Here is an 18,382-nt window from a genome sequence, read left to right on the forward strand (position 1 = left end):
TGCAATTATGATAAAAAAACTGAACCGAAAATGAAATCCATAAGACTCATTTTAGCCTCAACCTCCCCTTACCGTGCCGAGCTACTGGCGAAGTTAGGCCTTTCCTTTGAGGCAATCGCTCCGCAAACAGACGAAACCGCTCATTGTGACGAGTCTGCCTCGCAATTGGTCCAGCGCCTCGCGTTGGAAAAAGCACGCGCACTACAAAACGAAACCAATGCGCTTATTATTGGCAGCGATCAAGTGTGTGTGATTGACGGGCACATTATCGGCAAACCTCTTGATCGCGAAACGGCCATACGCCAACTCAGTCAACAAAGTGGCAAAACCATTCGTTTCTACACTGGTCTTGCGGTCGTCAATACGAACACCGGCGAATGTGATGTCACGGTCGACACCTTTGATGTTACCTTTAGAGTGCTGAACCAAACGCAGATTGAACGTTACGTTGATCTCGAGCAGCCCTACTATTGTGCCGGCAGCTTCAAAAGCGAAGGACTTGGTATTAGCCTGTTCAGCGCCCTAGAGGGAAAAGACCCAAACACACTGGTCGGCCTCCCTCTGATCGATTTGGTGACCATGCTCGATAAGCACGGCCTCTCTCCTCTAAGCTAGTTAACGCCCCATTAAAAAAGCGAAGCCAACTTGGCTTCGCTCATTAATAGAACTCACTAACCTCAAGACATCGACTTAAGCTTATCGAGTGCTTTTTGAAGCTTAGGTTCCATCTCCGCGTGAATTTCCATTCGCTCATCCTTACCCGGATGGGTGAAAATAATGTTCGCAGCGTGGAGGAACAAACGATCCAAACCTACTTTAGCCGTATACGCATCAAAACGGCGGTCACCATAACGGTCGTCCCACGCAATAGGATGACCAGTATACTGAGTATGAACACGTATCTGGTGAGTACGACCTGTTATCGGGCTCGCCTGGATCAAGGTCGCTTGTTCATATGAAGCGAGAACTTTAAATCGGGTTTCCGAAGGTTTACCGTTTGGGTTCACTCTCACAATGCTGTTCACTTCGTTTTTAAGCAGCGGCGCTTTGACCACCTTACAACTTGGCTTCCATTTACCCATGACCAGAGCGAAGTAGTACTTCTGCACCGTTTTCTCTCGGAACTGAGCTTGCAGGTGACGCAGAGCAGAACGCTTTTTTGCAACCAGCAAAATACCCGATGTATCTCGATCTATACGGTGAACCAGCTCTAGAAAACGCGCCTGTGGCCTTAGTGCTCGCAACGCTTCAATCGCACCAAACTTGAGACCACTACCGCCATGAACCGCAAGTCCTGACGGTTTATTAAGAATCAACATATGATCATCTTCGTAGATAATCTGTGATTCCAGTGCCGCGACGCGATTTAGATTGGTGTTAAGCGGGGCTTCTTGCTCTTTCTCTTCCAATGTCACTGGTGGAATACGAACTAAGTCTCCCGCTTGCAGCTTATATTCAGCCTTAACGCGCTTCTTATTGACCCGCACTTCCCCCTTGCGCACGATGCGGTACACAACACTTTTAGGGATATTCTTTAGTTGGTTACGCAAGAAGTTATCTATGCGTTGACCAGCCATATCGTCATCAATGTCGACGAACTGGACTTTTGTTCTAATTTCACTCATTTCGCTATTATAACACCCAAAGTGCGAAGAAAAGAACGCTTTCTCTTTGCGGTATTCGGTAAGGATTCCTGTGACTGACATCAAAACTGGCGAGAGAGCGTTGGCTGGACAAGTTGTGGATAAAATTTAGCCACCACTTACCCCTTATTCATAACTGCGTTATTTTGATTATTAAAATCAGTACATTAACCATACAGACAGCACAAAAGCTTGGTTTTTTTCTGTGGTTTACACTAAAGCTGATTGCTGATATTTCGTTGCGCTGCTATAGTTCACAGCTGCAATGGGTAATTAGATTCGATTTACCATTTATCGCTAATATCTTTGCGAAACTAAATCTTGAGTAGACCGCTTAGTATTGAAACGCAGCAACTGGCATAAGACGTTGAAAGCTAAGTCTTCCTTGTCACCTACTCACGTACTCGTGTTTGAGTAATACCGCCAGAGATGCGGATCACACAGCCTCAGCCTTGTGTGATGACTGTAGTGCCCACGAGCATCCCTTCCAGCCGGGAGGCTGCATTAAATAAAGCCATGGGATCAGGCACCGCGAGTTACGAAACCTGTGACAAGAGCAATGATGAAAACAAAGAAAATACAACGAGAATTTCTGTAATGAAAAGAATGTTAATCAACGCAACTCAAAAAGAAGAGTTGCGTGTTGCTTTGGTTGACGGCCAAAAACTGTTCGATCTTGATATCGAAAGTCCTGGTCACGAGTCAAAGAAAGCAAATATCTACAAAGGACGTATCACTCGAGTTGAGCCTAGCCTAGAGGCTGCATTCGTTGACTACGGCGCCGAACGCCACGGTTTCCTCCCTCTTAAAGAAATTGCCAAAGAATACTTCCCTGAAGGTTACACCTATCAAGGCCGCCCAAGCATCAAAGATGTATTGAGCGAAGGCCAAGAAGTGATCGTGCAAGTTGAAAAAGAAGAGCGTGGCAGCAAAGGTGCTGCTCTGACAACGTACATCTCTCTAGCAGGTAGTTACTTAGTTCTTATGCCTAATAACCCACGTGCCGGCGGTATTTCTCGTCGCATCGAAGGTGAAGAGCGTACTGAGCTAAAAGCTGCACTTAGCACTCTTGAGCTACCGCAAGGTATGGGCCTTATCGTCCGTACTGCGGGCGTTGGTAAAAGTGCCGAAGAGCTTGAGTGGGATCTACGCTTCCTTCTAAACAACTGGGAAAACATTAAGGGCGCTGCAGACCAAAACCCTGCTCCGTTCCTAATCCACCAAGAAAGTAACGTGATCGTCCGTGCGCTTCGTGATTATCTACGTCGAGATATTGGTGAAATCCTAATTGATAGCAACACGATTTACGAACGTGCACGCCAGCATATTCAACTGGTTCGCCCAGACTTCGTAAACCGCGTGAAAAAGTACGACAACGAAGTACCGCTATTTAGCCATTACCAAATCGAGAGCCAAATCGAATCGGCTTTCCAGCGTGAAGTTCGCCTACCATCTGGTGGTTCCATTGTTATCGATCCGACAGAGGCACTTACCTCAATCGATATCAACTCAGCTCGTGCGACTAAAGGTAGTGACATCGAAGAGACAGCACTCAACACCAACTTGGAAGCGGCAGACGAAATTGCACGTCAATTACGCCTTCGTGACTTGGGTGGTCTCGTTGTTATCGACTTCATCGATATGACGCCAGTACGTCACCAACGTGAGGTTGAGAACCGCCTACGCGAAGCTGTTCGTATCGATCGTGCCCGCGTTCAAATTGGTCGTATTTCTCGCTTTGGTCTACTAGAAATGTCACGCCAGCGCCTAAGCCCATCGTTGGCTGAAGCTAGCCACCACATCTGTCCTCGCTGTAGCGGTACTGGTGTGGTTCGTGACAACGAATCTCTAGCACTTTCTGTATTGCGTCTGATTGAAGAAGAAGCGCTTAAGGACAACACATCGCAGGCTTTAGCGATTGTGCCTGTGCCTATCGCCTCTTACCTACTCAATGAGAAGCGCCGCTCAATTAACCACATCGAGCGCGTTCAAGAAGTGAAGATCACTATCGTACCTGATTCAGACATGGAAACACCGCACTTTGAGGTTATCCGTGTACGTGAAGGTGAAGAGCAAGATCTTCTGTCTTACCTACTTCCGAAGAAACTCGAAGCACTGCGTGAAGCAGAAGCTAAAGAAGCGGGCGAGTCAGACATCAAACCACGTAAGATTGAACAACCAGCACTGCAAGGTTTCGCAACACCAACGCAAAGCGCGCCAACACCAGCGCCAAAAGCACCGGAGAAGAAGAAACCAGCAGCTGAGCCAAAGGTTGAAAAACCAGGTCTGTTCTCACGTATTCTTTCTGCAATTAGCTCACTATTCGCTTCACCAGAGCCTGAAAAGAAAGAGCCAGAGAAGAAAGAAGAAAACAAGAATCGCCACAATCGTTCGCGCCGTAACCGCAACAACGATCAGCGTCGTCGCAACAACAAAGAGACTCGTGACAACGATCGCAACAAAAATCGTCGTAACAAACCTAACCGTGACCGCGAAGAAGAGAAAGAGACGCAAAGCAACGCTCAAGAGCCACGCAAACCTCAAAACCGTCGTAACAAGCAGCAAGACCGTCGTAATAAGAAACGCGACGAAGCAGCTAACAAGTCGAAGGTAGAAGAGCAAGGCAAGCAAATTGCTGCGGATGTTCAAGCAGAGAAAAAAGCACCACGCTCTGAAGAAAAAACCGCAAAAGTTAAAGAGCGTCGTCAACGTCGCAAGCTGACTAAACAAGTTCGCGTGAAAGACCAAAATGCGAAGCAAGAAGAGTTAGAAGCACAGCAACAAGCTGCTGCAGCTGCTCAAGTGCCAGCAGAGAAACCGCAAACACCAGAAGCGTCAACTGAAGCGGGTGCTAAAGAGGAAGGCAAGCAACGTCGTAACCGTCGCTCACCACGTCACCTACGTGCAAGTGGTCAACGTCGTCGTCGCGGTCGTGATCGTCGTCCTAACCCATTCCGCCTGCGTAAAGGTGGTGTTGCATCACCAGAGATGGCAATGGGTAAAGTGATGCCAAGCTACGGTATTGTGAAACCAAAACCAAAAGCGAAGCCACAAGCGGAAGTGATCGAAACGCCTGCGGTAGCAGTAACCGGTATGGCGATGCCTGAAATGGCGATGGGGAAAGTCATCGTTATGCGTAAGCCTGAGCCAGTCGCTACGCCAGAACCCGTTGCAGTAGCTGAAGTTGTGGAAGCTCCTGTCGTTGAAACAGCAGTAGTAGAAGCGCCAGTCATTGCTGAAGCTCCGAAAGCAGTAGAAACAGCTCCGGTTGTTGAAGCTGAAGTAGCTGCAGAACCGGCAGTCAAAGCTGCGCCAGTTGCAGAAGCGCCAGTTAAAGTTCCTGAGCCTAAAGAAACTGCTCCTGCTAAAGCAACGGCTAAAGGTCATGCTAGTGCACCAATGGCAAAAGCCGAAGGTAAACAAGAGCTAGGTGAGATCATCATCAACGCTGCGCCAGCAAAAGCCGAGCGTTACCAGCCTAAAGGTGCGGGTAGTCAAGTTGCGACGAATTCAGCATCTGCGGCAATGACCAAACCAAACTACTGATCACAACGGTGTGATTAGCGGTTAATCTGAAAACCAAGGGCTGCCAATTGGCAGCCCTTTTTATTTCCCAATGGTTGCCGTCTCTTCACCGCTCTAAAGCCCTCACCGCAAATATCTCGAGAAGTCTGGTGGTCTAACAACTATTCCTAAGGTATTTGGCATAACAATTTGTTTCAATATTGAACTTCTGGAGACAATTAGGTAGCATGCCCGACTTTGATTGTTTCATTTACAATACACCTTAATTATGAGCCAATACTCATAATCAGTAACGCTCGATTAGCCTTTTTTACTCGCTGTTAATACAGATGACACAGTTTAAATGTCGAATGTGTGCTGGATGAAATGGATATTAACCCAACAACATAAGTACGATTAATTTCATGTTTGAATTCCCACAGTTTTCTAAACACTCTGTAAAGAATGACGTTTTGTCAGGCCTTACAGTTGCTCTTGCACTGGTACCAGAAGCGGTGGCATTTGCCTTCGTAGCTGGTGTTGACCCTATGGTTGGCCTTTATGCTGCGTTTATCGTTGGCCTAGTGACCTCTATTTTTGGTGGCCGTCCTGGTATGATTTCCGGTGCAACAGGCGCGATGGCTGTGGTCATGGTTAGCTTAGTCGCGACTCACGGTGTTCAATACTTGTTTGCTGCTATCATGCTTGCTGGTTTACTGCAAATCAGTGCCGGCCTATTCAAGTTGGGTAAATTTATCCGCATGGTGCCGCATCCAGTGATGATTGGTTTCGTGAATGGCCTAGCAATTGTCATCTTCCTTGCGCAGCTTGGTCAGTTTAAAGCACCTGACCTGTCTGGTGCGCTAACGTGGTTACCACAAGACCAAATGCTGCTAATGCTTGGCTTAGTAGCACTGACAATGGGCATCATCCACTTCCTACCTAAGATCACTACAGCCGTACCTTCTTCTCTCGTGGCGATTGTGACGGTTACTCTGCTGGTACAAGGTTTAGGTCTGGATACGCGCACCGTTGTCGACTTCCTACGCTCAATGTCTGGTGACGAAGCAGCAACGCTCGCTGGTTCGCTGCCAACCTTCTCAATCCCAGCCGTACCACTAACATGGGAAACGCTACAAATCATTCTTCCGTACGCGATCATCCTTGCTGCTATCGGTCTTATCGAGTCTCTACTGACGCTGACCGTGCTGGATGAGATGACCAACACACGTGGTCAATCAAACCGTGAGTGTGTGGGCCAAGGTCTAGCGAACGTCACGTGTTCTGTATTCGGGGCAATGGGTGGTTGTGCGATGATCGGTCAGTCGATGATTAACGTTAACTCAGGTGGTCGTGGTCGTCTATCTGGTATCGTTGCTGCCGTTGCCCTACTGATGTTCATTCTGTTCGCCGCTGCATTGATTGAAATGATCCCACTTGCCGCGCTGGTTGGCGTGATGTTCATGGTGGTTATTGGCACCTTCGAATGGGCGACGTTCAAGCTTGCACGCCGCGTACCGAAGCAAGACTTCTTTGTTATCGTTCTAGTAACGGTGGTTACTGTGATGACAGACCTTGCTGTTGCCGTTGCTGTAGGTGTGGTTGTTTCGGCACTTATGTTTGCTTGGGAGCATGCAAAACACATTTATGCGAGCAGCCGTATCAATGAAGAAGGCTCAAAAGAATACATGGTGAATGGTCCGATTTTCTTTGGCTCTGCCGCGAACTTCCTAGAGCTATTCGATGCACCAAACGATCCTCAAGATGTCATTGTGGATTTTGCTAACTCACGCGTCACCGATCACTCAGCTATTGAAGCGATCGAAACGCTTGCTGAGCGTTACACCGCCGTCGGCAAAACTCTACATCTTCGCCACTTGAGCCCAGACTGTCGCAAACTTCTCGACAAAGCAGGTAGCTTGGTAGAGATTAACGTGAAAGAAGATCCTAGCTACAAAGTAGCAACGGATGTATTGGCTGGGTAATCAGCAGGTACGAAAAGAAGGGGTGGTAACACCCCTTTTTGCTATCTGTGATTTGCGATTACCAAGTGTGATGGTTACTGAGCAACTTTCACGCGGGCAATTTCGTTCGAATTGTCAGCAAACTGATTTTTCAATTCAGCTTTGCTTTTAAAAGTAATGTCCCCACCTGCGGCCACCGACATGTGTTGAGGGTCAACATTGTGCTTTGATTGATACAGCATCACCGCTTGCATACAAGAAGAGCGCTGCTCCTCAGACAGACGACTCCCCTCTGGCCAACGTCCAGTTTCCGTGGCGTAAAGAAGTCTTTCATACACATCTGGTGTCATTGCTGCTAATAATTTTTCTACATCCATAATGAACCTTCTTGTGGTAAAGATAACAGCCCCGCATTTTTACGGTTCTGAGAGGTTAATTCATTACTCGAACCATAACCTGATGGTACACTGAGTCAAGTTAAGCTAGATAAATCAGTGTATTCGATCACAAGTAGTAACATGAATTTACCCCATATTTTGCTCGTTCTTTTAAGTACGTCCCTTTTGGCCGGTTGCTTTGAAACACGCAAGAACACCGACCAATTGTGCGAGCAAGAGCCCGCGCTGAACTGTGCAGTCATGAATACGTCTGACGGCCAGTGTCGGATCCCCCGCACCAACCTTATTTGGCATCGCTATGACATGCTCAGCGCCCCTACCGAAGCCAATTCGATTAAAGACTATTACTTGCTCAAAGAGTACCGTAAGTGCTTAGAACTTGCTTCGCAAATACAACCTATCGAGCAAGCCGATCTCAAAGCACGTCGCTTTGATGCGCTGATGTTTGCTATTAATGAACAACAGCGAGTCACACAGTCGCTCAGTAATACGACCTCCCCAGACACTCTCTACTTTTTATGGAGTGAGGCCGGCGATCAGTCAGCAAGACGACGTTTCCTCGCCATGGAGGGGTTACCACAGTTAGACACGGCTGAACTGCAGTACGCGCTGGCAACCTATTACATTTCACGCGACAAGACCAAGACCTTCCAGTTGCTCAATCGTTCGCTGATGCTGTCCAATGGGGAAAGCAGTGTAAATAACGATGTGATCAAAGCACTCGCAAGCGTAACGCAAAGCCTCGATCAACCTGAGCAATCTTACCTTTGGGCCATGGTGGCGACTAAATTTGATATCCCAATCGCCTCTGAGAATGAGCTACGCTTGATGTTTAATCTAAGCGATGACACATACCAACGACTACAAAAACAGGCCGACACCGTCGCCAAAGCAATAAAAAGCGGCGACTATTCAGCAGCTCTCGCCTTGTAGTCTCAGATCTTAACTCTCGATACTAAAAAGCCCCAGCCAAGTTTCCTTGGTTGGGGCTTTAATTCATCCAGTCAAATCAGGATTAGTGAAGCTTAAGATTCGGACGCAGCACGCGGTTAATACGGCCGACTAACATCATCAAACCGGTCTTTAACATGCCATGCAGCGCCATTTGGTGCATGCGGTACAACGAAATATACACAACACGTGCGATTCTGCCCTCAACCATCATCGAGCCCTTCGTCAGGTTACCCATCAAGCTACCTACCGTAGAGAAGCGGCTCAGCGACACTAGAGAGCCATGATCGTTGTAAACGTACGGTTTCAGTTCACGGCTATTCAGTTTAGCGACAATATTGCCAAAAGCGCGGCTCGCCATCTGGTGAGCAGCTTGAGCGCGAGGCGGTACAAATTTGCCATCCGCTTGCGTGCACTGAGCAAGATCACCAATGACGAAGATGTCATCGTCACGTGTGGTTTGCAGTGTGTCTTTTACCACAAGCTGGTTAATGCGGTTAGTTTCAAGGCCGGCAATGTCTTTCATGAAGTCCGGTGCTTTGATACCCGCAGCCCACACCATAATTTGTGCTGGAATGTGTTCACCATCTTTAGTCGTTAAACCGGTTGAGTCCGCTTGCGTCACCATAGTCGCGGTACGTACTGTCACGCCGAGTTTAGTCAACTCAGAATGCGCTGCACTGGAGATACGTGGCGGTAGTGCTGGCAAAATACGCTCACCTGCTTCGACCAGGTTTACATTCAGCTTGCTCGAGTCCAAATCACCAAAGCCATAAGTACGTAGCTCTTTCACTGCATTATGAAGCTCAGCAGAAAGCTCAACACCTGTCGCACCGGCACCTACAATGGCGATGTCGACCGTGCCTTGACCGTTTTTCGCGTGTAACTTCAAGAACTCATTGTTCATCTCAGTACGGAATCGATGCGCCTGCTCAGGGCTATCTAGGAAGATACAGTTGTCGCGCACACCTGGTGTGTTGAAGTCATTCGACGTCGAGCCGATTGCTAACACAAGAATGTCATAATCGATATTGCGGCTCGGCATCAGCAACTCGCCCTGCTCGTCCTTAAGCTCACTTAACGTGATGTGCTTATTTTCACGATCGATCTCTTGCAGACTGCCCATCTGGAAATCGAAATGATGGTTTTTAGCATGCGCTCGGTAGCTCAATGCATCCACGCCCTCATCCAGTGAACCTGTCGCTACCTCATGCAGCAAAGGTTTCCATAAATGGCTGGCTTTACGATCGACTAGGGTAATATTGGCGCGCCCTTTACGTCCCAGTGTACGGCCTAATTTGGTTGCAAGCTCTAATCCGCCTGCGCCACCACCTACTACGACAATATTAGTCACAATAGCTCTCCTAAAAAGTGAAAGTTTAAAAATTGAACATGCCCCGACAAAGTCCAAGCACAAAAATTCTTGTCATTCTGCGTCAACTCGCTCGAATACAGAGTGCCCCTAACGCGTTACAGATCCCGTTTCACTTCACATTTCGGCACAAAATCGTCTAATTTTGCCCCTTTTCGGCAAGTTATCTTCTTGCTCTCAATTTTTTTTGATATTTATCAAATTTTGTAGAGCGGTTTTATTATATAGAGCAAATCAATGACCGCAACTATTCCGTGGGATTATTTTTACTGAATAAATTAAATGGTGATTTAAACAACAATTTATTGCCATATAAAAAAACGGCCCTACGTTGAGGGCCGTTCTCACCTTTAAAGCTTGGATATCAGTTAGATATCATGCATCTTTAAATGCTTTCATCGCTTGTAAGTGTTGAGAGATCTTCTTGAACTTATGAGTTTGCGTCTCGTCCCAAACCACATCATAGTACGCACTCAAAGCGTCGGCAGTTTGTTGATTGTCACGGACCTCATCTTCACGAGACAGGACAACCATACATTGTTTCGCATTCTTAGTACGGAACTTCTCCACACACTTAGTCGCAATATCTTCGTATTCTTCAGGGCGATCGATACGCCCCTGCATATTGTCCTCTGGGTGCAGATTCGGATTGAAGATCACCTGTTTAATGCCACACAAAAAACCAATACGCTCAGACCAGTAACCTCCTAGGCCGACACCGCAAATCAATGGTTTAGTATCAGAAGACTCCTGAACCAGTTTATTCACTTCTTTCAGAAGGTACTGCATATCGTGCTTAGGATGAAGCGTGCTGTAGTTGACGAAGCGAATGTCTTCGTCGATGAATTGCAACTGAAGCACCTTTTCATGGTTGCCTGGGCTTGTTGAGTCAAAGCCGTGAAGATAGATAATCATAGTACCTCTCGATCATTCCTATAATGGTACGCTTTCCTTAAATCTAACATGAAAGCCATAACTTCAAAGGGGTTAAACGCTTTTTCCAATGACGGAACTGATAAACAGTGATCTAATCAACAATTTCGCTGATAAATTTGCTCCGCTGAGGTCAAAAATGCCGAGTCTTGCCAATGCTCAGCGGCCAGCACGTACCACAGCATCGCCATAATCTCGGTGTGCGGCTGCCAACGGCGCATATCGACAAGAAAAGACTCCTTGTTTTCAACAGGCGCATACTGCTGATAGACATCTAGCCCTTCCTCATGATCAGCGCCTAACATATCCAATGTCAGCACCAAATCTAAAGCTGGCGTCGCCATCGCTGCGTATTCCCAATCAATCACCGCAAACTTACCCGCTGACTTGACGATATTGTGACGGCCAAAATCGAAATGGCACAATACCTTGTCTTCATGGTTCAGCTTTGGGGGCTCACGATAGGTTTCGTACAAAGACTTATAACGCTTTTTTAAGACGTTATCATGAATGTGGAACCAGTAGTGGTCGAGCTTGGCAGACAAATCAAACTCTCGCACGGGTAAGGAAGGTGTAATCGCATGAACTGTCGCGAGTTGATGCAGCAGCGAATCAACAGGTTCTTCGTCTGTCGTCAAACTTCCCTCACACCAAGTAACGAGTAGTCCATGTTCATCATGCGCTACGAGCCGATTGGCCATAACCTGCCCATCGATACTTAACAGCACATTTGCCTCATTGTGCCTGTCGATATCAAACACTTGGCAGTGGGGTGAATTGGCTCGCCATACCAACCAACCGTACGTTTGCGTCAATACCCGCCAACAACGATTGGTGAGCCCGCCAGAAAGAGGAAGTGCCCCTAGGGGCACTTCATTAATTAACGTTGGGATGGCGGCGAGTTCTGGTGCTGCTTGCAGCGCCTTGTTCCATGACTGCATCTTATCGTCGCCAAACAAGCATTAAAGACCGAGTACAGAGCGAGACTCTTGCTTACGGATCTCAGTTTCATCAGCCCACTCAATCAAGCCAGTTTCCAGATCCATAAGACGCATAGTCATCTTGTAATACACATCTTTGTCACTGCCCGCTTCTTTAACGATACTGCTCAAGTTACCGTAAAGCATGTACTGAGCACCAACCATTTGACCAAATTGAATGGCAGTACTTTGGTTAACCAGCTCATCGTTGTTTTGGAAGTTAAGCTGTTCACGTACTGACTCTACACGATCCATATCAACAAAACGGAACTTACCAGAGTTAAGCATTTTGGTGCTGATGGTGTCGGTAATAGACTCAGTATCAATGTGCTCTGTGGTCTTGTTTTTAATGCGCTCTACAAACACGATAGGTCGACTATCACGAGTGATAGCAGCAACCGAGCCGGACATCAACATGCTATCAACCATATCACCAGCAATTTTTTGCAGGTCGGTAGAGCCGAAGTCAATGGTCGTCGTTTCAGTTGCCTGTGCATCGCCATAGCTGACTTTATTTGAACAGCCACCTAAAATGACAGCCAAACCCAACAAAGCAATAATACTCTTTTTCATTTTGTTTCCTTAGTCTTGCTTACGTTTCCAACCAGTGGAAATTAATCATCAGCTCCGCGTACCTGCACACGGAATTCTTTACCATTTGGATTAACAGACACCTCAGATAGGGTAATAGTTTCATCACCTCGTAAAATAGCTGTACGCCACGGTGCCTGTTTTGTGTTCACTTCTAGTCCCTGCTCGTCATACCAATAAAAACGGTATTGGATCGTTTGATCGACCGAGGTCATATTGGACAGCTTAACAACCGCTCTCGAATGACCATTGGTATCGACGGTAGAGATATCATCAATGGAGAACTTATTCCCCATTTTTTCATCACCATATAGGACGGTTTGAGTCTGTCCTTCAATTTTGATGCCCGCTGTTTTATTGGATGCGCAGCCCACAATTGAGAGCAGTACACCGATTACTACTAACCACTTTTTCATTACAATCTTCCTAGTTGCTTATGCCAAATGGTGGCGTTGCCACCTTGCCTCGAAATCCAAACCAAGGCTGTTTGGCGATCTCTCACTTCAAAAGTATAGTCTTGACCATCTACGGTGAGTGTGTGCTCGCCCGCTTTCACTATGTCGCTGGCCGCGTTGACTTGGCTAGGCAAGGTCTGCCAGCTGCGTGTATCGGGTTGCTCAGTTAAAGTATTCCATACATTAAATAGCAAATTACCTACGTTATCTTCGTCCCCAGTGGAGCTCTTGCGGATTTGGTCTTTCGCATAGACTCGAAGCGCTTGTCTCAACAAAATAGCTGGCATATTTTCAGACAGCTGCTGCTGCGCCATCAAGTTAACATCCACCAACTCATCGCCAATTATCGATTTACCGTCTAGTACGATAGGCGACTGTTTTGGCGAAACATTTGGCACATAATACGGCAATGCCACAGTATACAAGGCGGTATTACCTCGACTGTCATAGATAGGCAAAGTCAGATTCCACGCTTGCATCGCCGAGACCACACCTTGCTCTTCCAACACGACGACACGTCCTTGGCCCTGCTTCGGGCCGGAGCGATCCCCGTATTGCTTTTTCAATTTGGCTAAATCTTGGTTACGACTCGAACGCTTAGCGACACGAATTACCGCATCAATCACAGCTTCATTGTCCGGAGCCACCGCGAGAGCGCGTGTGTAATCGATATAAGCGCCATTCAAATCATTAGATGCTTCGTACAGTAGCCCTGATAGATAAAGCAAATAGCCGTTTTGAATCGCTTTAAGCTTATTACCTGCGTCAGGATAGCGTGATAATACCGAACCAAGGTTTGGCGACAGGCCTTGCTGCTTCAGTTGGTTTTCGGACGATTGAAGATCTTTTTCTCTGGCTTGACGAGCACGCTCTTGTACTCGGTTCGCCCTTCTTACCTCAACTAATGCCCCTTCAAGGTCATTGTTCTGAACGTAATTAAGCCCGAGATAAAGATGCAAAAAGCCCAACTCATAATCAGGCGGAACGTACTCTGTGATATTGTCATTAATCGCCAATGCGCCCACACTTGTTGCAGTATCAGTGATCGAGATTAATGCTTTGTCTTGTTGTACACGGATCGCTTTATCACTTAACTCAAGTGCCGATTTACTTTGCGGATAATCGCGATTAAGAAACTCTACTCTGCCGCGTTCAAAATTATCCAAAATATCACCGGCTACCGGCTCGGCTGGCAGCGCCGCAAGCGCTTTATCATACTGACCAGTCTTTACCGATTGATACACAATCGTATTTTGCTGAGTATAGTGACTAAAAAGATTTCCGGCCGTAAGCCCGGCACACGCGGTCAAGGTCGCACTCAATGCAACGGTTGCCGTAAATCTAACGCAACGTCTTAACATAAATTCTGAATAACATGACTCGTTGAGTTGTAAAGCCATGACTGTCACGTGTGGCAACTGAGCCACTAGGGAGAGTCATGACTTGATAAGTAAAGTGACCGACTTAGCCAACCAATAACGGACCAAGTGGGCGGCCACCGACAAGGTGCATGTGAATATGGTACACCTCTTGTCCGCCGTACGCGTTGCAGTTCACTATGAGACGATAGCCATCTTCAGCAATCCCCTCTTCTTGGGCAATCTTTTTTGCGACCGTAAACATACGTCCCATCATAGCTTCATCATCGGCTTCAACATCATTTACCGTTGGGATCAGTTTATTTGGGATGATCAGCACATGGCTTGGCGCCCGAGGATTAATATCGCGAAACGCTGTCACCAAGTCGTCTTGATACAGCACATCGGCAGGAATTTCTTTACGAATGATTTTGCTAAAAATGGTTTCTTCAGCCATGAAGCTCTCCAATTACCAAATAGGATACGTGTGTGGGTTACTAAGAAAGTATGCACCATGGGCATGGGGATCACAATTGAAAGCAAACCCTACTAGCTACTTGTTTTTATTATTGTTCAATTCTTCAACGTGTCGACTCTCTCTCTCACAGACAGAGCTAACACTTCTTCACAAAACTATCACTTTTGTTGTGTTTTTGATGAGTGCGTCATAAAACGTAGCACTGTTTATTAGATATATTTCAGTTTTTGCTATTTCTAACGATAAAGAGACATAACACCAGCTGATATTTCGTTCGCACGCAGATTGTGCGACAGGTTGGTGGCAAACGTCCAGACTACTTTTGTATCGTTTTTGTATTGCTGCAGTTTATAGGGAGAGATAAATGCAGGGTTCTGTTATCAGAAGAATGTATGCCGGCTTTACGCTGATCGTCGTACTATTCGTCATCACTATCGCCATCATGCTTAACGGCATGAATCAGATTCACCAAAACTTTGGTTCCGTTTCGAACACATCGTTGCCTCTGGTGTCCATGTCCAACCAAACCAGTGTGCAGCTGTTATCCGCTGATAAGTCATTCAAAGACTTTCTCACCACGCAGAACGAAGAGCGCATGACCATCCGCCGTGATGAGTTTACGGTATCGATGCAAAAATTTGGCGAGGCGCTCACTCAGCTTTCTGAAGTAAGCCAGGGTATCCCAGAGCTTGAAGCTGCGATTACTGAATTACGTGACGTTCAAACACGCTATGACCAAGAAGCGCAAACCGCGATGGACAACTACCAATCCATGTTTGCGGCACAAGAGCAAGTTCAGCAATCGACTCGTCGCTTCCAAAAACTGCACGCTGACCTGTCAGTGGGTATGAAAGAGTATGTCGATGATTCATCGAGCATCTCAGTTAAAGTAATGGCGAAAAGCTATTTCATTAAACTAAAAGACGCAGAGATCATCACATCCGATGCACTGGCGAGCAGCGACACGGAATTTGTACAGCAAGCAGTAAACAAAAACCGCAAAGCGGTAAGCCACTTAAACTACGCCTTCAACGGCCTGGTGAGTCAGATGCCGGAGCTAAAAGACGCTTTTGCTGAGTCAGTTGCTCAATTTACTCAGGACGTTGGCCGAAAAGGCGGGGTACTCGATCAACACAACAGCTACCTGATTGCTAAAGATGCGCTATACCAGAACATTGAAAGTCTAGCCGTAGTGGTTGACGAAGCAATGGTGACCCTAAACGGCTTCAGTGACACTGCAACCAGTAACCTTAATCAATCCTTGGCTCACGCCGGTGACATCTACAACGAAGGTGTCATTAAAGCCGTCAGCATCGGTTTTGTCGTGACATTGATTGCGGTTGGTATTGGCTATCACATTGCGCAAAGTGTACGCCAGCCACTTAACAGTACGCTTAAGACATTAGAGAGCCTAACCGAAGGCGACATGACTCAGCGTATCGAAGTGAAATACAACAACGAATTCCGCCGCCTGGGTAACCATATTAATACCCTCGCGGACAGCTTACACAACGTTCTGGTCAAGCTTAACGATGCGTCAGACAACCTAACAGATACCGCAAGCAGCAACCAATCGACATCAGCCAGTGCCCAGCAACAGTTGAGCGCACAGCGTGAGCAAACGGCCAATGTCGCCACAGCAATGACCGAAATGTCCCATTCGGTACAAGAAGTGGCAAACAGCGCACAAAGTTCACTAGAAAAAGTACATGCCGTAGAGTCTGCATCTGAATCTGGTCGTCAGATCATGAGCACCAACATCAGCACCATCAACCAACTAGAGACACGCCTCAATGAATCGGTTGAAGCGGTGGGTGAGCTGCAACGTATGAGTAGCCAAATTGGTAGCATTCTTGATGTGATACGCAACATTGCAGAACAAACCAACCTACTCGCCCTCAACGCAGCGATTGAAGCTGCACGTGCCGGCGAGCAAGGTCGAGGCTTTGCAGTCGTTGCTGATGAAGTTCGAGTGTTGGCACAAAAGACCACTGAATCGACAACTGAGATTGAAACCATGATCAGCAATTTGCAGTCCAGCTCTAAGAGTGCAGGCTCTGTGATTGAAAGCTGTATGAAAGACATGGAACTGTCGGTTGAACAAGCTTCAAGTGCTAATGGCGCGATGGAAGAAATTCAGGCGCTCATTATTGAAATCAGCCAAATGAGTACTCACATCTCTCAAGCCGCTGCAGAGCAGAGTGAGACTACCGCTGACATCGCGAAGAACATTGAAGAAATCAATCACATCGCAGATGACAGTTATCAAGCGATGTCACAAATTGCCTCGACGAGCCAAAGCTTGACGAGTCTGGCTAACCAACAAGGTGAGTTAGTACACCGATTTAAGCTTTAACTTAGTCAACAAAGCGTAAATAATTCATCAAGAGCGAGATTCCTAGGGTCTCGCTCTTGTTTTTTAAACCTAACGCCATTATATCTTGAGTATGGCTTGCTTTACTTTTTAAAGACCTAGCGCAGGATTGCGTTGCGTCGTCTTCTCTTTTCTTCGGCAAGCCAAATGTTGAAGGAAACACTATGGCCGTTCATGTAGGCATCATTGACCAAGATCCCATCCGTTTGGTCACCCCGTTACTCGATGACCGCACCGTCAGTCGTCATATCATTTTTATTGGCGACGAGTCCCAGTTCGACATGTATGAGCGTTTAAGCGCGGTACTGGGAGAGCGTGATATTACCTCCGAGTTTTTTGAGATCCCTGACATCGTCAACACCTCAGCCATCAAACAATCAATTCTGACTCTCGCCAATACGCTCAAAGAGAAAAATCTAGAAGTGAAGCTCAATGCGAGTTGTGGCCTACGACACCGCTTGCTCTCTGTCTATGAAGTGTTTCGTACTTTCCACTGGCCGATTTTTGTCGTTGAGCCGAACAGCGACAAAATGTGTTGGCTCTATCCTGAAGGTGCGCAAGATGCACAAGTGCAAGATCACATCACCATCGGCGACTATCTGACCATCTTCGGTGCAAGAGGTGAGTTCACCGATTATGATCTCCCGCCACAGTTGGATAAAAAGCTGTACGAACTTGGAGAGAAATGGGCGAGTAACGCGCTAGAACTTGGCCCAGGTCTAGCGACCCTCAATTATCTTGCAACCACATGCCGTAAAGAGCAGAAGCTCGATGTCGCCCTATCTGAAAAGCAGCAGGGATACCGAGAGCTTAATATGCTCATCAGTGACTTGGTGGAATCTCAAATCGCAAGCTACGACAACGGTGTATTGACCTTTATCAGTGAAGACGCGCGCCGTTTCTCAAACGGTGAATGGCTTGAGAACTTAGTGCATAGCACGGTAAAACAGATCCGTGATGACTTGCCAACCATTCAAGACCACTCACTCAACGTACAGGTATACCGCCAACTGGGTGAACGTGAAGTCCGCAATGAATTAGATGTTGCGTCAGTGGTGAACAACAAGCTGCACATTATTGAATGTAAGACTAAAGGCATGCGAGATGATGGCGACGATACGCTCTACAAGCTCGAATCGCTGCGCGATCTTCTGGGCGGCTTGCAAGCACGTGCCATGCTAGTGAGCTTTAGACCCCTACGTCATAACGACATCACTCGCGCAGAAGATCTAGGACTGGCACTTATCGGCCCGGACGAACTCAAAGATCTTAAACACCACCTCACTATTTGGTTCCAAGGCGCTGGCGGCATCGATGAGCGCGCACGTTTAAGTTAATTTACAACTAGCACGTACAAAAAAGGCTTGGCAATATGCCAAGC

At 47.0% G+C, this 18,382-nt stretch carries 15 protein-coding genes; 6 read left to right on the top strand and 9 right to left on the bottom strand.

Features of this window, described 5'->3' with window-relative positions; all coding sequences use genetic code 11:
• Positions 1-30: 30 nt before the first annotated feature.
• Positions 31-615: a Maf family protein gene (locus AAA946_RS10910; protein ID WP_338164881.1), complete on the top strand. Its 585-nt coding sequence runs from the start codon at positions 31-33 to the stop codon at positions 613-615.
• 62 nt (positions 616-677) lie between these two features.
• Here the strand turns inward: AAA946_RS10910 and rluC are convergent, their stop codons facing one another.
• Positions 678-1,625: a 23S rRNA pseudouridine(955/2504/2580) synthase RluC gene (gene rluC, locus AAA946_RS10915; protein ID WP_338164882.1), complete on the bottom strand. Its 948-nt coding sequence runs from the start codon at positions 1,623-1,625 to the stop codon at positions 678-680.
• Between the two features lie 615 nt (positions 1,626-2,240).
• Between rluC and rne the strand changes: the two genes are divergently transcribed.
• Together rne and AAA946_RS10925 are read left to right on the top strand one after the other, a co-directional pair.
• Positions 2,241-5,189, top strand: coding sequence for a ribonuclease E (gene rne / locus AAA946_RS10920; RefSeq protein WP_338164883.1), 2,949 nt, complete (start codon positions 2,241-2,243; stop codon positions 5,187-5,189).
• A 383-nt stretch (positions 5,190-5,572) separates the two neighbouring features.
• Positions 5,573-7,132, top strand: coding sequence for a SulP family inorganic anion transporter (locus AAA946_RS10925; protein WP_338164884.1), 1,560 nt, complete (start codon positions 5,573-5,575; stop codon positions 7,130-7,132).
• A 74-nt stretch (positions 7,133-7,206) separates the two neighbouring features.
• On the opposite strand, the gene AAA946_RS10930 is transcribed toward AAA946_RS10925, so the two are convergent.
• Positions 7,207-7,488 carry a YeaC family protein gene (locus AAA946_RS10930; protein WP_338164885.1) on the bottom strand — a complete coding sequence of 94 codons (282 nt, stop codon included), beginning with the start codon at positions 7,486-7,488 and terminating at the stop codon, positions 7,207-7,209.
• A 141-nt stretch (positions 7,489-7,629) separates the two neighbouring features.
• On the opposite strand from AAA946_RS10930, the gene AAA946_RS10935 reads away from it, so the two are divergent.
• The gene (locus AAA946_RS10935) at positions 7,630-8,442 is read left to right on the top strand and encodes a DUF2989 domain-containing protein (RefSeq protein ID WP_338164886.1); all 813 of its coding nucleotides are present in this window, start codon (positions 7,630-7,632) and stop codon (positions 8,440-8,442) included.
• A gap of 82 nt (positions 8,443-8,524) precedes the next feature.
• On the opposite strand, the gene AAA946_RS10940 is transcribed toward AAA946_RS10935, so the two are convergent.
• The 7 genes from AAA946_RS10940 to hinT form a co-directional block, all read right to left on the bottom strand.
• Complete coding sequence (locus tag AAA946_RS10940; RefSeq protein WP_338164887.1) at positions 8,525-9,814, bottom strand: NAD(P)/FAD-dependent oxidoreductase; 1,290 nt, start codon at positions 9,812-9,814, stop codon at positions 8,525-8,527.
• Between the two features lie 393 nt (positions 9,815-10,207).
• Positions 10,208-10,747 (bottom strand): alpha/beta hydrolase YcfP, encoded by a 540-nt coding sequence (ycfP, locus tag AAA946_RS10945; RefSeq protein WP_338164888.1) that lies wholly within the window; start codon positions 10,745-10,747, stop codon positions 10,208-10,210.
• Between the two features lie 116 nt (positions 10,748-10,863).
• The gene (locus AAA946_RS10950) at positions 10,864-11,706 is read right to left on the bottom strand and encodes a phosphotransferase (RefSeq protein ID WP_338164889.1); all 843 of its coding nucleotides are present in this window, start codon (positions 11,704-11,706) and stop codon (positions 10,864-10,866) included.
• Between the two features lie 21 nt (positions 11,707-11,727).
• Positions 11,728-12,318, bottom strand: a complete 591-nt coding sequence (gene lpoB, locus AAA946_RS10955) for a penicillin-binding protein activator LpoB (RefSeq protein WP_042476725.1) — start codon at positions 12,316-12,318, stop codon at positions 11,728-11,730.
• Between the two features lie 41 nt (positions 12,319-12,359).
• The gene (locus AAA946_RS10960) at positions 12,360-12,752 is read right to left on the bottom strand and encodes a YcfL family protein (RefSeq protein WP_338164890.1); all 393 of its coding nucleotides are present in this window, start codon (positions 12,750-12,752) and stop codon (positions 12,360-12,362) included.
• Positions 12,752-14,191: a COG3014 family protein gene (locus tag AAA946_RS10965; RefSeq protein WP_445206076.1), complete on the bottom strand. Its 1,440-nt coding sequence runs from the start codon at positions 14,189-14,191 to the stop codon at positions 12,752-12,754. The genes AAA946_RS10960 and AAA946_RS10965 overlap by 1 nt, the downstream gene beginning before the upstream one ends.
• Before the next feature lie 64 nt (positions 14,192-14,255).
• The gene (gene hinT, locus AAA946_RS10970; protein WP_338164891.1) at positions 14,256-14,606 is read right to left on the bottom strand and encodes a purine nucleoside phosphoramidase; all 351 of its coding nucleotides are present in this window, start codon (positions 14,604-14,606) and stop codon (positions 14,256-14,258) included.
• A gap of 385 nt (positions 14,607-14,991) precedes the next feature.
• Here hinT and AAA946_RS10975 point away from each other — a divergent pair, with 385 nt between their 5' ends.
• Positions 14,992-16,983 (top strand): methyl-accepting chemotaxis protein, encoded by a 1,992-nt coding sequence (locus AAA946_RS10975; protein ID WP_338164892.1) that lies wholly within the window; start codon positions 14,992-14,994, stop codon positions 16,981-16,983.
• 182 nt (positions 16,984-17,165) lie between these two features.
• A complete protein-coding gene (locus tag AAA946_RS10980; RefSeq protein ID WP_338164893.1) occupies positions 17,166-18,338 on the top strand; it encodes a DUF1887 family protein in 1,173 nt (390 codons plus the stop codon).
• Positions 18,339-18,382 lie beyond the last annotated feature (44 nt).

Source organism: Vibrio sp. 10N (genome assembly GCF_036245475.1).
Lineage (GTDB): Bacteria > Pseudomonadota > Gammaproteobacteria > Enterobacterales > Vibrionaceae > Vibrio.

What these genes read in the sequence shown, in the direction of transcription:
- AAA946_RS10910 (WP_338164881.1), top strand. Translation starts at nt 31, where the DNA reads ATGAAATCCATAAGACTCATTTTAGCCTCAACCTCCCCTTACCGTGCC.
- rluC (WP_338164882.1), bottom strand. Translation starts at nt 1,625, where the DNA reads ATGAGTGAAATTAGAACAAAAGTCCAGTTCGTCGACATTGATGACGAT.
- rne (WP_338164883.1), top strand. Translation starts at nt 2,241, where the DNA reads ATGAAAAGAATGTTAATCAACGCAACTCAAAAAGAAGAGTTGCGTGTT.
- AAA946_RS10925 (WP_338164884.1), top strand. Translation starts at nt 5,573, where the DNA reads ATGTTTGAATTCCCACAGTTTTCTAAACACTCTGTAAAGAATGACGTT.
- AAA946_RS10930 (WP_338164885.1), bottom strand. Translation starts at nt 7,488, where the DNA reads ATGGATGTAGAAAAATTATTAGCAGCAATGACACCAGATGTGTATGAA.
- AAA946_RS10935 (WP_338164886.1), top strand. Translation starts at nt 7,630, where the DNA reads ATGAATTTACCCCATATTTTGCTCGTTCTTTTAAGTACGTCCCTTTTG.
- ycfP (WP_338164888.1), bottom strand. Translation starts at nt 10,747, where the DNA reads ATGATTATCTATCTTCACGGCTTTGACTCAACAAGCCCAGGCAACCAT.
- AAA946_RS10950 (WP_338164889.1), bottom strand. Translation starts at nt 11,706, where the DNA reads ATGCAGTCATGGAACAAGGCGCTGCAAGCAGCACCAGAACTCGCCGCC.
- lpoB (WP_042476725.1), bottom strand. Translation starts at nt 12,318, where the DNA reads ATGAAAAAGAGTATTATTGCTTTGTTGGGTTTGGCTGTCATTTTAGGT.
- AAA946_RS10960 (WP_338164890.1), bottom strand. Translation starts at nt 12,752, where the DNA reads ATGAAAAAGTGGTTAGTAGTAATCGGTGTACTGCTCTCAATTGTGGGC.
- AAA946_RS10965 (WP_445206076.1), bottom strand. Translation starts at nt 14,191, where the DNA reads ATGGCTTTACAACTCAACGAGTCATGTTATTCAGAATTTATGTTAAGA.
- hinT (WP_338164891.1), bottom strand. Translation starts at nt 14,606, where the DNA reads ATGGCTGAAGAAACCATTTTTAGCAAAATCATTCGTAAAGAAATTCCT.
- AAA946_RS10975 (WP_338164892.1), top strand. Translation starts at nt 14,992, where the DNA reads ATGCAGGGTTCTGTTATCAGAAGAATGTATGCCGGCTTTACGCTGATC.
- AAA946_RS10980 (WP_338164893.1), top strand. Translation starts at nt 17,166, where the DNA reads ATGGCCGTTCATGTAGGCATCATTGACCAAGATCCCATCCGTTTGGTC.